The organism is Methanoculleus taiwanensis (assembly GCF_004102725.1).
GTDB lineage: Archaea > Halobacteriota > Methanomicrobia > Methanomicrobiales > Methanoculleaceae > Methanoculleus_A > Methanoculleus_A taiwanensis.
Genome location: NZ_LHQS01000002.1, coordinates 1,021,761 through 1,034,530, shown reverse-complemented (window position 1 = coordinate 1,034,530; position 12,770 = coordinate 1,021,761). Strand labels below are relative to the sequence as shown.

Annotated in this window: 8 protein-coding genes; 2 read left to right on the top strand and 6 right to left on the bottom strand. The window is 61.4% G+C overall.

Annotated elements, in window-relative coordinates; genetic code table 11:
- The first annotated feature begins 125 nt into the window (after positions 1–125).
- Complete coding sequence (gene recQ, locus ABH15_RS09695; protein WP_128694133.1) at positions 126–1,922, top strand: DNA helicase RecQ; 1,797 nt, start codon at positions 126–128, stop codon at positions 1,920–1,922.
- A 16-nt stretch (positions 1,923–1,938) separates the two neighbouring features.
- On the opposite strand, the gene ABH15_RS09690 is transcribed toward recQ, so the two are convergent.
- From ABH15_RS09690 to ABH15_RS09680, 3 genes are all read right to left on the bottom strand, one after another.
- On the bottom strand, positions 1,939–2,313 hold the full coding sequence (locus tag ABH15_RS09690; protein ID WP_128694132.1) for a SpoIIAA family protein: 375 nt from the start codon (positions 2,311–2,313) through the stop codon (positions 1,939–1,941).
- Between the two features lie 46 nt (positions 2,314–2,359).
- Positions 2,360–4,900 (bottom strand): PAS domain S-box protein, encoded by a 2,541-nt coding sequence (locus ABH15_RS09685; protein WP_128694131.1) that lies wholly within the window; start codon positions 4,898–4,900, stop codon positions 2,360–2,362.
- Between the two features lie 79 nt (positions 4,901–4,979).
- Positions 4,980–8,459: a PAS domain S-box protein gene (locus tag ABH15_RS09680; RefSeq protein WP_164913708.1), complete on the bottom strand. Its 3,480-nt coding sequence runs from the start codon at positions 8,457–8,459 to the stop codon at positions 4,980–4,982.
- A gap of 528 nt (positions 8,460–8,987) precedes the next feature.
- Between ABH15_RS09680 and ABH15_RS09675 the strand changes: the two genes are divergently transcribed.
- Positions 8,988–10,532: a DNA methyltransferase gene (locus ABH15_RS09675; protein WP_206633439.1), complete on the top strand. Its 1,545-nt coding sequence runs from the start codon at positions 8,988–8,990 to the stop codon at positions 10,530–10,532.
- Between the two features lie 90 nt (positions 10,533–10,622).
- Here ABH15_RS09675 and ABH15_RS09670 read toward each other — a convergent pair whose 3' ends face one another.
- The 3 genes from ABH15_RS09670 to ABH15_RS09660 form a co-directional block, all read right to left on the bottom strand.
- Positions 10,623–10,964: a hypothetical protein gene (locus tag ABH15_RS09670; RefSeq protein ID WP_128694128.1), complete on the bottom strand. Its 342-nt coding sequence runs from the start codon at positions 10,962–10,964 to the stop codon at positions 10,623–10,625.
- A gap of 320 nt (positions 10,965–11,284) precedes the next feature.
- Positions 11,285–11,578, bottom strand: coding sequence for a hypothetical protein (locus ABH15_RS09665; protein ID WP_128694127.1), 294 nt, complete (start codon positions 11,576–11,578; stop codon positions 11,285–11,287).
- Positions 11,579–11,621: 43 nt separating this feature from the next.
- Positions 11,622–12,737 carry a hypothetical protein gene (locus ABH15_RS09660; RefSeq protein WP_128694126.1) on the bottom strand — a complete coding sequence of 372 codons (1,116 nt, stop codon included), beginning with the start codon at positions 12,735–12,737 and terminating at the stop codon, positions 11,622–11,624.
- Between the last annotated feature and the right edge of the window lie 33 nt (positions 12,738–12,770).

Genomic DNA, 12,770 nt, shown 5'->3' with positions numbered 1-12,770 from the left:
TTGCAGGAACGGCGTGCCGGATATGCCTGCCGGTCTTCCGGCTCAGAAGAAGAAACGCTTTCAGTCCGCCGGTGCAACCTTCTTTTCACGATTGCCCGGGGCGGCGTGCGGAGCGGGAACCTGCGATGAATGCAAAAACCGAGATGCTCGAGAGATACTTTGGCTATACGACGTTCCGCCCCCTCCAGGAGGAGATCATCGACGCGGTTCTCGCCGGGAGGGACGTCGTCGCCGTCATGGCGACCGGGGGCGGGAAGTCGCTCTGCTACCAGCTCCCCGCCCTGATGCTCGGCGGCCTTGCGGTCGTGGTATCGCCCCTCATCGCCCTGATGAAAGATCAGGTCGACGCCCTCACGGCGAACGGCATCCCCGCCGCCACCTTGAACAGCACCCTGACCTACGGCGAGCGAACCGCCGCCGAACGGGCGATAACTTCAGGCACGCTCCGGCTGCTCTACGTCTCTCCGGAGCGGGCGGTGACGAGCGGTTTTCTCTCGCTGCTGAAACGCTCCGACCTCCGGCTCATCGCCGTCGACGAGGCGCACTGCATATCGATGTGGGGGCACCAGTTCAGGCCCGAGTACCGGCGGCTCCGGGAGTTGCGCGAACAGTTCCCGCGCGTCCCGATCGTCGCGCTCACCGCGACCGCCACCCCCGCCGTCCAGGAGGATATCGTCAGGCAGCTCAACCTTCGCTCTCCTGCCGGGTTCACCGGGAGTTTCAACCGCGAGAACCTCCGCTACCGCGTCCTCCCGAAGAGGAACGTCTTTCCGACCCTGCTGAAGTACCTCGCCGATCACCGCGAGGAGGCCGGGATCATCTACTGCTTCTCCCAGAAATCGACGGAGGAGCTCGCCGAGAAACTTGCGGAGAAGGGTTACCGGGCGGTTCCCTACCATGCCGGGCTTCCGGACGTCGTCAGAGCCGTGCACCAGGAGCAGTTCATCCGGGGCGACGTCGATATCGTCTGCGCCACCGTCGCCTTCGGGATGGGGATCGACAAGCCCGACGTGCGGTTCGTGATCCACGCCGATCTCCCGAAGGATATCGAGTCGTACTACCAGGAGACCGGCAGGGCCGGGAGAGACGGCGAGCCGAGCGACTGCATCCTCTTCTACAGCCGCGGCGACTACCGGACGATCAAATACCTCATCGAGAAGGAGTGCGGCGAACCCGCGCAGAAAGACGTGGCCTACCGGAAGGCCGGGAAGATGCTCGACTACTGCGAGTCCACGGAGTGCCGGAGAAAGTTCCTCCTCCGCTACTTCGGCGAGACCTACCCGGCGGAGCGATGCGGCACCTGCGACCGCTGCGAGACGCCCGCAGAGGTCTTCGACGCTACCGAGGCGGGAAAGACGATCATCGAGTGCATCCGGCAGACCGGCGAGCGGTTCGGAGCCTCGTATATCGCAGACGTGCTCTGCGGCTCAAAGAGCGGGCGGATCATCGCGAACGGGCACGATGCCATCCCTGCATACGGGTCGGGGGGCGGGTATACCCGTGACCAGTGGCAGACCGTTCTGCAGGAGATGGTGCGAAAAGGCGTTGTCACCTCCACCGGCGGCCGCTACCCGGTGCTTACCCTCAACGAGACGAGCCGGAGCGTTCTCAGCGGCAAAAAACCCATTAAAATCGCCGGGTCCCCGCCGGAAGAAACCGATTCTGCCGGGGAAGAGTACGACTCCAGGCTCTTTTTTAAACTCCGCCAGCTCCGCAAGATGGTTGCCGACCTCGAACGGGTGCCGCCGTACGTCATCTTCCAGGATAAAAGCCTCCGGGAGATGGCGGCGCGGCGTCCCCGGACGGAGCGTGCATTCCTGACGGTATACGGCGTCTCCGAGGGGAAACTGCAGCGTTACGGGAAGCAGTTCATCAGGGCGATCGACCGCTACTGCACCGAAAACGGGATCAGCCGGGAGTAGTAACGACCGGATCGCTCTACGCCTCCGGCCGATGCAGCCAGTCCCACGCCTCGGCGAGTCGCTCTTCCCTGAAGAACTGCAGATCCATATCGGTGAGGCCTGCAAAAACCTTCATCATCCAGGTCATCACCGTATCCCACGACTCGTCGGTTACGACGGCCATCCGCTCGATCTGCCGCCATTTCGGCCAGTTCGTCAGGTCTTCCCATGCGCCCCCGACGGTCCAGCCCTCGAAATCCTTCACCTGCAGCAGGACGCGGATCTCCTCGTGCTGGTCGATCGCCGCATCAAGCGCCGGAAGCAGGACTTCGGTGTAATCGGCTTCGGTGAGCCTGCCCCGGAGCAGAAACCCGAGAGTTTTCCCCTCCTGCCCGGTCAACGCCACGGTCATGAACCCCTCCTCTGAAGGGGGAGATAAAACAGTTCCGGTTCCGGCATCATGTCAGTTCGTGCCGCCGGAGGAACTCCCGGATCTGCCTCGACTCGATCCATCCCTGGTCAAGTTGCTTGATGATAGTGTTGATCCGGTGAACCTGGGTGCGGATGGTCTCCATCTCCGCTCTTCCGTCGCCTTCCAGGTCGACGATGCCGAGGATCACCTGCAGGGGCTGGCGGACGTGATCGCCGAGGATAGCAAACTGCTCGATGTTCTGCTCGATCTGTTCGTATGCCTTCTTCCGCAGGTTTTCTGCCCGTACCCGGTCGGTGATCTCCGAGACCAGCGCGACATACCCGTCGAGACGGCTCTCGCCTTCCCGCTGTATCCCGGTGACGAGGACGTCCAGATACCGCCGGCCTGCGTGCGATGTCCGGTAGAGCCCGCGCTCCGTGACCAGATCGAAGTCGTACTCCGTCGTGAAGTGCACCGCCGCACCCTGCTTTACGTTCCGGCGTTCCTCTTCCGGATAATTGGGGTCTGCAAAGAGGTCGAACCCTCTGACGTCACGTGGATCCCGGACACCGAAGATGCGAAGCGCCGCGGGGTTGATGTCGATCAGGCGGCCGTCCGCATCATAGTACTCTATGCCGATGGGAGACTCCTCGAATATGCTCCGGAAGCGCTCCTCGCTCTCGCGGAGCGCTTTTTCAACCAGTTTTCGTCCGGTGATATCCTCCACAAGGCTGATGGAGCGCAGGGATTCTCCTTCCGGGTTCCGAAGGTGGGTGACGGTCTTACGCCCCCAGATGATCCGGCCGTCCTTTGTGACATACCGCTTTTCCAGTTTCTCACGCTTCCTTCCTCCAGCGGCCATCCTCTCATAGAGCGCGAGGGTCGCCGGCAGATCGTCCGGGTAGGTGATATCGCGGATGTGCATACCGGTCAGCTCTTCCTCGCCATATCCCAGCATCGCCTGGAAGGCCGGGTTGCTCCTGACGATCCTGCCGCTCTGGTCGACGACCAGTATGCCGATCCCCGACTCTTCGAAGATGCGCCGGAACCGCTCCTCGCTCTCGCGGAGTTCCCGCTCCACCTGCTTCTGTTCGGTAATATCGTAGACCGCCCCCTGCACGTGAACCGGGACTCCCCGGCTTCCGGTAACGTTCTGGATCATCTCGCGGATCCACCGGATCTCCCCGTCCTTTCTGATGATCCGGTATTCCCGCTCGGTCGCATAACCGGGGACGGTGCGCAGCTTCGTTGAGGACTCGGCAAGGCGCGGACGGTCGTCGGGATGGATCATCCGGTACCAGAGTTGCCGGTCCCTGCAGAACTCCTCTTCCGAACAGCCGGTGATGGCCTCCACCGCACCGTAGCAGAAGATCGGCACGAAGTCGAGGTCGGCGCGGAACGCAATCCCCTGGAAGTTCTGAAGGAAGAGACGATACCGCTCTTCACTCTCCCGCAGCGCCTCCTCCATCTGCTTGCGCTCCGTGATGTCCCGGGCGATGCCTTCGACGGCAACGAGCGCCCCTTTCTCGTTGTAGACGGGGACGTTCTGCTGTTCCGTCCAGATCACCGTTCCGTCTTTCCTGATCCACCGGAGGGTGAGCGGCCGATCCTGCGGGGTCTCTCCCCGGATAGACGCGTCAAGGAGCGGCAGATCGTCGGGATGAACCATCTTCCTGCCGATATCGGGATCCCTATAGTGCTCTTCGGGCGTGTAGCCGGTAACTGCCGCTACAGCAGGGCTGACGTAGGAGTACCGGCGTTCCGGGACGAGGTCGATGCGGTAGATAACGTCGCGGGCGTTTCTGAGCAGGAGGTTTAAGCTCTCCGTGCTCGACCGGCACTGCTCCCTGGCCCGCACCTGGTCGGTGACGTCGAACGACGTGCCCGATACCCCGACGATTCTCCCGCCGGCATCCCGGAGGGGTTCCAGCGTCACGTCGCTGAAGTGCTCCGTTCCGCCGATCGTGAACGGCACCTCCTCCCTGACCACGTCGCCGGTCTCAAGCACCCGGTTCTTCAGCAACGTCAGCCGTTCCGCGTCGGCGGGCGAGAAGAGGTCGTAATCCGTCTTTCCGACGACCGACGCTTCGGAGAAACCGAACTGCTGATTGAACGACCAGATGTACCGGAGATTCGTATCCTGCGCGAAGACGAAGACCGGCGAGTGGTCGATGGATGCCCGGAAGAACCGGGCGGTCATATCTTCGGTGCTGTCGTGGAAACGGAGAATCCTGCGGTCGGTTCCGGCAGACGCTCCGTTCCGTTCATACGCGATCGAGAACCAGCGAAGGCTCCCGGTGCCCGCCCGGAGAGGTACCGGCAGCCGGTGGACACTCCTGTTGTTCTGCAGGTCCGAAGCGACCTCCTTCAGGGCTGCCGTGTCCGGCGACAGCGGTGCCACGTACTTCCGGATGAAGACCGAAACGCTCTCTCCTCTGGCACCCTCCAGACGTACGTCCAGGAGATTCTGAAGCGTCCTGTTGAGCCAGACCACCGTTCGGTCTCCATCCAGCACGAGGATGCCGTCGGCTTCCTCGTCAAAGACCGTGAACGCATGCTGCTCTTCGATCTGTTGTATGGACGTCATTGTTCCGTGTAGAGGGAAGTTGCCTGCTGTGCGTGTTCATCTCCGATCTGCTGCTTCCGGTCAGGAGCGCCTGCCCCGATCACTCCCTGACCTCCTTGAGGGTAAACCGGAATGCCGCACCCTTCTCCGACCGGCCGGGCACCCGGTCTTCTGCCCAGATACTCCCGCCGTAACGCTCCATGAGTTTGCGGCAGATGTAGAGTCCGAGCCCCTCCCCCCGCGCCCGGGTCTGCCCCCGCTCGAACCGGTGGAAGATTCCCTCCTTCAGGTCATCGGGAATGCCGGGGCCGGTATCGGCCACGGTGACGATGACGCTGTCGCCGGATCTCTCGGCGGATATGGTAACGGCGACGTCAGGGCCGCCGAACTTGACGGCATTCCCGATGAGGTTATTGAAGACTTCGGGGAGGAGATCGTCTGCCTGAACCGTGTAAGCGGTGTTCTCATAGGTGATCGCGGTATCGGGGAAGTTCTTCTGCTCGGCAAGGACGACCCCGTGAAGGTCGATCGGTTTCAGCGGAGCACGTTCTACATGGATTTTACGGATCGTGGCGACATTCGCCAGGATCTCCGTGCTCTTCTCGATACTGCCCTTCATCTTCAGGACATACGTCTTCGGGTCTCCTTCGAGGATATCCACGAGCAGGTCGGTATACATGGTGGCGACGGTGTTGACGTTCCGGATGTCGTGCGTGAGAATGTCAAGGTACAGGTTGGCTTCCTGGTTTGCCGCCTCCCGCTGTTTATACAGTATCGCACGCAGAATCCCCGCCCCGATCTCCCTGCTGATCGCCTCCATGAGCCACCGGACGTCCGGGAATGCCTGCCTGCCCGCAACACTCCCGAGGGCCATCGCCCCGACGACCCTTGACTCGGCCACGAGCGGGATCCAGGTGAGCGAGGAGACCCCGAACGCAGCCAGAACCTCCTCCTCCGCCTCACCGATCGCCGGCCCGGCAGAGATGCTCCGGAACCTGCCGGCAACGAAGATATCATCGAAGGGGTGGTGCAGGACGTTGACGGTCTTGAGCCCCGGCGCCCGCTCCGCACCCCGGTAACGCATGAGCTTTGCGCTGTTTCGTTCCCGGTCGAGCAGGTAGATAGCACCGACGTCGAAGCTGAAGAGGGCGAGGGATGTGGTGAGTGCAGACTCGAGGAGCTCGTCGAGCGTAAGAGCCGATGCCGAGACGCGGATCAACCGGTTCAGCATTGAGATCTCAGTACTGCGGCGCTGTATTGCCTTTTCCGCCCGGATTCGTTCCGTGATGTCCCGTGCCGCCGCAAAGACGCCGGTGACCGTCCCTTCTTCGTCGCGGTAGACGGTGGCATTATAGAGCACCGGGGTCGTCGATCCGTCGCGGTGCCGGATCTCCAGCGGGTAGTCCCGCACCTGCCCCTCCGCAAAGACTTTCCGGTATCCTGCCCTCGCCCCTGCGGGATCGGTGAAGTAATCGGAAAAATCCGTCCCGATCAGCTCGTCGCGTGTATACCCGGTCACCTGCTCGGTGGCGGTATTCACGTCGGTGATCCTGCCGTCGGAGCCGATGGTGACGAGCGGGTCGAGATTGGCCTCGATGAGACTCCGGTTGTAGGCGTTTGCTGCTTCAAGCGCCTCTTTTGCCTGTTTCTGCTCGGTGATGTCGATCGCTGAGCCCACGCTGATGCGAGGCGTGCCGTCCTCGGCGGTGACCTGAACGACGCTGACCTGCACGGGGAATACCGTACCGTCCCTTCGCCGGGCCGGCAACTCACCGGACCAGCGCCCCTCCCTGCGCAGGGCATCCGTCACCATCTCCGGATCCCCCGGATCTGCCCAGAAGATGGAGACCGGTCTTCCGAGGACGTCTTCAGGCGCGGCATACCCCCAGAGGTCGAGGACGGCCTGATTGACGTAGAGCACCTTCTGCGCGGGATCGGTGAGGGTGATGGCGTTCAGCGAGGATGCTATGGCCAGATCCTTGATCCGCAGTTCCTGCTCTGCCCGCTTTCGGTCGGTGATATCCTGCCCGAACTCGATGAGCCCGATAACCGTCCCCTCCTCATCGAGCACGGGATACCCACGGAGGAAGAACACCCTCCCGTCAGGCGTGGTGATCTCCGTTTCGTGGGGCTTTCCGGTCTCCCGGGCAAGGATCACCGGGCACCCCTGGCAGACGCCCGTACGGCCGTGCCAGATCTCGTAGCAGAAATGCCCGACCAGGTCTTCAGGTCTCCTGCCGATGAATGCGGCGGCAGCCTGGTTGACCCAGAGCACCCGGAGATCTGTGTCGTAGTAGGCGAACATCTCGGCCGTCGAGTTCAGGATCAGCGCTTTATCCCGTTCCGCCCGCTGTAGAGCCTCTTCCGCCCGTTTTCGTCTCGTAATGTCCCGTGCGTTTACCACAATCCCCCGGATACGGGGGTCGTCGAGGAGGTTTGTGATAACCGCCTCTATCACGTGCATGCCCCGCATTCCCCTGAACCGGACTTCGAACGGCACGCTGCCTCCCGGTCTCTGCACCAGATCCGCTATGATCTCCTCTGCCCGGGGCACCTCTTCGGGCAGCATCATCTCAAACGCACTCCTCCCCACCAGCATTTCCGGCGATATTCCGTCAATCCGCTCGATGGGCGGGCTTGCGAACCGGATCTTCATCTGTTCGTCGAGGATGAGGATGAAGTCGGAGGTCTTCTCGATAAGCGCCCGAAACGTCTCTTCGCTCCGGCGCAGCTCGTTTTCGGCCTGGTGACGCTGCACGGCGATAGCCGCCAGATTCTTGAAGGTATCGAGAGACCCGAGGTGAACCGGCGCTCCCTCCCGGCGGGTGAGGATGACGGCGGTGCCGAAGACCTCCCCTTTCCAGGTGAACGGGATGCAGTACATCGCCCCGAGCCCACCGGCCTCCTCGAGCTTCCGGCAGGCGTCCAGCGGAATCTGCCAGAGCGCCACCGCTTCAAGTCCCCCCTCGATCTCCTCGATCTCGCCGCGAACCATGATATCCCGGATAGTCCGGGGCAGGTTGAGCGTGATCCCGGTAATATCCCGACCGAGGAGCGTGGCGACCTCGGGAAGGCAGTACTCCATCCCGAAGATGGCGCGAGGCGTCAGGGTTCCGGCCCGGGCATCGGCAGCGCTCACGATGACGATCGAGTCGGGCGCGAGCTCGTGGAGGTAGCTGCCGATGGCGGCGAAGATATCCGCATCCGGCGGCAGTCCGGCAAGTCCGGTTGCGGCTCTGGAGAGGAACGCCAGATCACCGAAACACCGTTCGTGTTCTCTCGCTGCTTTCTCCTCCCGCGTGATCTCTCTGAACCGGTGTATCCGGATGCCCGCGAGAGCGCCTTTCCCAAGCTGCCTGCTCGTATATGCGTACCACGCTTCACCCGCCGGCCCGGCTACCCGGCACGTTATCTCGTGCTCGTCGGTGCGGTTTCGGATTGACGAGATGACCGCATCGGTGCACGCTTCATCCGCCTGCGGCAGCACCCGGGCGGCGACGAACTGCAGCAGATCGCTTCCTCTGGCGTCCCCGGCGGAGATGCCCGCAAGACGTTCCATAGCCGGGTTGATCCAGAGCACCTCCGTCTCCTGAGTGGCGATGCATGGCTCCTCCTCCGCACCGCTCAGTATATCGAATACTTCAGCTCGTATTTCCGCACTTAGCTCACTGACATGCATCGCTCCGTTATCGCCTCGTTCGTACCGTGACGATCGGTTTTCTGGAGATCCTCACGTATACCCTTTTGGGAGAATCAGGGAGAGAAATGTTATATAAAGTGATCTCCGCGGGGGATGCCGATCATCTGCGATCCTTTCCGGCAGAGAGTGCGGCGCACCGGCAGAACAGAGCCGTCTGGAGAGACCGTAAAGGAGAAAAGCCGGGTCAGCCGTGTTTCGTGCGGAATCTCTCCGTGAGATCGGCCGAATCTTCCTGCGCGGCGGCCGCTGACCGCCCCCCATTCAGAGGCCGTAACCATACCGTAATCATAAACCCTGCAGAGCGCCGACTACTCTTCAGCAGAACCGCCCGTGCCGGAGGTCGCCCGCAACGTCATGCAAGAACGCCTGGTCACACTCGGAGAAGCCGCAGCGTGGGCTTCCGCGTACATGGATAAAACGATAACCCGATCCAATATCAGTTATCTGCTCCAGTACGGGAAGGTCAGGAAGCATACGGATACCGCCGCAGGCGGCGTCCGTGTCGATCTCGACGAGCTTGCCGCCTACTACGAGGAGAACCGGGCACGGGAGATCGCGTGGCGGGAGAAACTCGGGGACGACCTGAACTGGGATCTCTCTTTCGACCGCTGCACCGAGTCCGAGACCACAAAGCACGTCCACCGCCTGCACCCTTACAAGGGCAAGTTCATCCCGCAGCTTGTGGAGTACTTCCTCGACGACCGCACCGATGCGTTTAAGACCGGCGTCTTCTTCCGGAAGGATGATACCGTTCTCGACCCGTTCATGGGGAGCGGGACGACCCTGATACAGGCAGCGGAGATGGGGATACATGCCGTCGGGATCGATATCTCCGGATTCAACTGCATGATCGTCCGTGCAAAGTTCACGCACGGCAATCCGGCCCGGATCAACCGCTCCCTCGAGGAGGCACTTGCCGGGACGACGGCCTTCTCATGCAGGAACTTCGACGACGACTACGACCGGCAGCTGAAGAAGAAGCTCGCCCAGTTCAACAAAGCCCACTTCCCGAGCCCCGGTTTCAAGCGGAGCGTCCACGGGAAACCGGAGGAGGAGCGGGCGTACGGGGAAGAGATGCTGGAGCGGTTCTTCCGCGAGAATGCTTCGTTCTTTGCGAAGAACGAAACGCGGGACGATGCCCGCCTCATCGACGAGGACGGGATGGCGGTTTTTCTCGCGGAATGGTTCAACCCGAGGATCCGGCAGGAGATGGCCTGCTACCTCCGGCTGATCGACGAGGTGCCGGACGAGGATACCAGGACGCTGATGCGGATCGTCTTGAGCCGCACCGCCCGGGCATGCCGTGCGACGACTCACTACGACCTTGGAACCCTGAAAGAGCGGCAGGTCGGGCCGTACTACTGCTATAAGCACAAGAAGCTCTGCACGCCGGTCGGCAGCATCCTTCGGCACCTCCGGAAGAATACCCGTGATACGCTCGACCGCCTCGAGGCGTTCGCCGCACTGCGGCAGGAGGTCGAGGTCGCGGTTCTGCACGGCGACTCACGCACGATCGGCATCCCGGACGCGGTTCGTGCGGAGAACCCGGATTTTGCCGCCCGTATCGCAAAGAAAAGGATAGACGGGGTCTTCACCTCGCCGCCCTACGTCGGCCAGATCGATTACCACGAGCAGCACGCCTATGCCTACGAGCTCTTCGGGATTCGGCGCCGGGATGCCGAGGAGATAGGGGCGCTCTCCTCCGGTACCGGGAGTGCGGCGCGGCAGCAGTACGTGGATGGGGTCGGCCGTGTTCTCTCGAATGTAAGCCGCTACGTCAGGGACGACGGGAACTTCTTCGTCGTCGCGAACGATCGGTTCAACCTCTATCCGGCTATCGCCACCGAGAGCGGGCTTGCCATCGTCAACGAGTACCGGCGACCCGTGCTCAACCGGACCGAACGCGACCGCCGGCCGTATGCCGAGACGATCTTCCATATGGTAAAGGAGTAAAGCCGCAACTCCGCACGAGCCGGTGCCGTTCTCTGAAAAGAGGTGAGGTGCAGATGATGAGAAGTATCGGAAAAGGGGCTCCGAACGGTTCTATTTCGCGCTCATGATCACCGGCAGCCAGTGAAACTGGGCATACACATCGCGGGTGGGGTTTTTTGCGAGCGGGTAGGGGAGCGCAACACCACGCTCCGCGTAGAGCGAGTAGATCTCAGAGTCGTACCGTATCCCGATCTTCCCTTCAACCATCAGTTCACCGATCGCCCCGATAAACTCCCCGGAGACGTCATCCCAGAGGACGATCTTGGAGTTGGGGGACGAGAACATCGTATATTCTCCGGTAAACCGCTCGCCGAACCTGTCATGGAGTTCTACAAACGAGACGTCGCCCGAAGATGCAATAAATTCATAAATTTCCTGTTTGAACGACTCCATAAAATGCCACCTCATCCGAAAATTCAAAAGTTCTTATGAATGCGTGGACATTCTGGAGATATGAATATTATTATTCTAAATTCCTCTTCGTACATATCCTTTTCCATTCGGTATTGCTAAACATAGAGGGCATCAATCAAAATATACGCCCCATATGCGGCATTATTGCAGGAGAGAGCCCCGGAACAGAATCGCTGTTACCGGGGCTTATAATTGCGAAATACCAGAGCATTTCCGATACCATCACCTGTATTCTTAAGAATCACATCGATTTTCAGTACTGAGCCGCAATTGCCGAAAAGAGATGAAAAAAAGGAACCTCAGGATGCAGACTCCCGGCTCACCCGCAGGCACCCTCCGGCAGCGTGATCGTGAACACCGCGCCCTGCCCGGGGTGGCCCGGCACCCTCCCCTCCACCCGGACTCGCCCCTGTGCCGCTGCACCCCGCATCGTCCGGCGGATCACGGAGGTCTATCCGCAAAACCTTCGCAGCACCCCGGGTGCCCGAAGAAACGCCGCCAGCTCCTTCCGGCATGTACGGGGCGGCTTTGTTGCCTTCCCGCCGCATCAGCCCCGGCGGACAGGCCGGAGGGTCGGTTGAGACTGTCCGCATGGACGAACCGTGTGCCCGAGCAAAAAGGCAAGCGTTTCGGAGCCTACCGCATCGGCAGAACCCCGAGCTCCCGCACCTCCCCTATGTCGACTATGAGATAATCGTCCTCGAACTCGCTGTTGTTGATAAGCTCCCAGTACTCGAGGAGTTCCGCATTCCCAACCGCGTACGCATCCTCAAAATCGGATGTTCCGAGCATCGTCGTCTCGAGAGCGTCGATGTACTTTCCGGTGTCGTCCGTCCCCCATGCAACGAAGACGTGATCCGGGAAGGTGACGATGTAGGGCCTGATGCCGACGGCTTCGAGTGCCGAAGCGATGAGAACCGCCCCGTCGGCGCAGTTCGCAGTCTCAAGGCGGATCGATTCCTCGGGCGGGTTTATCCGCTGGAGATAGTATCCGTCCGGCCCGCCGACGGCGGTTGCGGTGTTGATATACGTGATGTTGTAGCCGTACTTCAGCGCATTATAGACGGCCTTCACCTGCAGCGCCGTATAGTTCCGGTACTCGTAGATCGAATCCCCCGGGTACTGGTAGCCTTCGAGCGAGTGCTCAAGCAGGTAGGTGCTGTACCGCGAGTCGTACGCCGGGTCGGCGTAGCGGCCGGCTGTCGCGAGCAGTTCGCGGACGGCCGGGGAGTTCGGCGTCACGAAGACCCCGACGAACTCATATAGGGGAACGCGGTTGCCTTCTGAGTCCATCGCCTCCCAGATCATAATGTCTTCGGGGAAGACGTCGACCGGCACCGTCTGCTCCTCAAGGAGGCGCCACCCGGTTCCGTCGTAGACCTCGACACCATAGTGAAGGTTCACCGTCGTAATGGTCGAGATATTCGCGGTTCTATTCCGCAGCAGCGACGGTGTCTGGTTGACGAGAGTGGAGGAGCCCGGACTGACGGTGCCGGTATTGACCGAGCGGTAACTGAGACCCTGGTACTCCGAGAACGCCCGTATACTCCGGGGACTGCTCCCGGCGTTCGAGAGGTTGAACGAGAGCATAGGGCACTCTTTCCCGACGATGGTATTGTAAAACGCGAGCGGGCATGCCGTCAGGTAGGTCACGTTGGCGGCAACCGCCACGCCCTCCGGCTCCCCGGTGCCGCCGCCGCTCGCGGGTGCGGCGATAGCCAGCAGCATGAGAATACTCACGGTGAGTGCCATATATACTCGATACCTCATCTTGTTCACAGGCAG

Bases quoted from the DNA above. Each gene is read 5' to 3' on its own strand.
- recQ (WP_128694133.1), top strand. From the start codon at position 126: ATGAATGCAAAAACCGAGATGCTCGAGAGATACTTTGGCTATACGACG.
- ABH15_RS09690 (WP_128694132.1), bottom strand. From the start codon at position 2,313: ATGACCGTGGCGTTGACCGGGCAGGAGGGGAAAACTCTCGGGTTTCTG.
- ABH15_RS09685 (WP_128694131.1), bottom strand. From the start codon at position 4,900: ATGACGTCCATACAACAGATCGAAGAGCAGCATGCGTTCACGGTCTTT.
- ABH15_RS09675 (WP_206633439.1), top strand. From the start codon at position 8,988: ATGGATAAAACGATAACCCGATCCAATATCAGTTATCTGCTCCAGTAC.
- ABH15_RS09670 (WP_128694128.1), bottom strand. From the start codon at position 10,964: ATGGAGTCGTTCAAACAGGAAATTTATGAATTTATTGCATCTTCGGGC.
- ABH15_RS09665 (WP_128694127.1), bottom strand. From the start codon at position 11,578: ATGCGGACAGTCTCAACCGACCCTCCGGCCTGTCCGCCGGGGCTGATG.
- ABH15_RS09660 (WP_128694126.1), bottom strand. From the start codon at position 12,737: ATGGCACTCACCGTGAGTATTCTCATGCTGCTGGCTATCGCCGCACCC.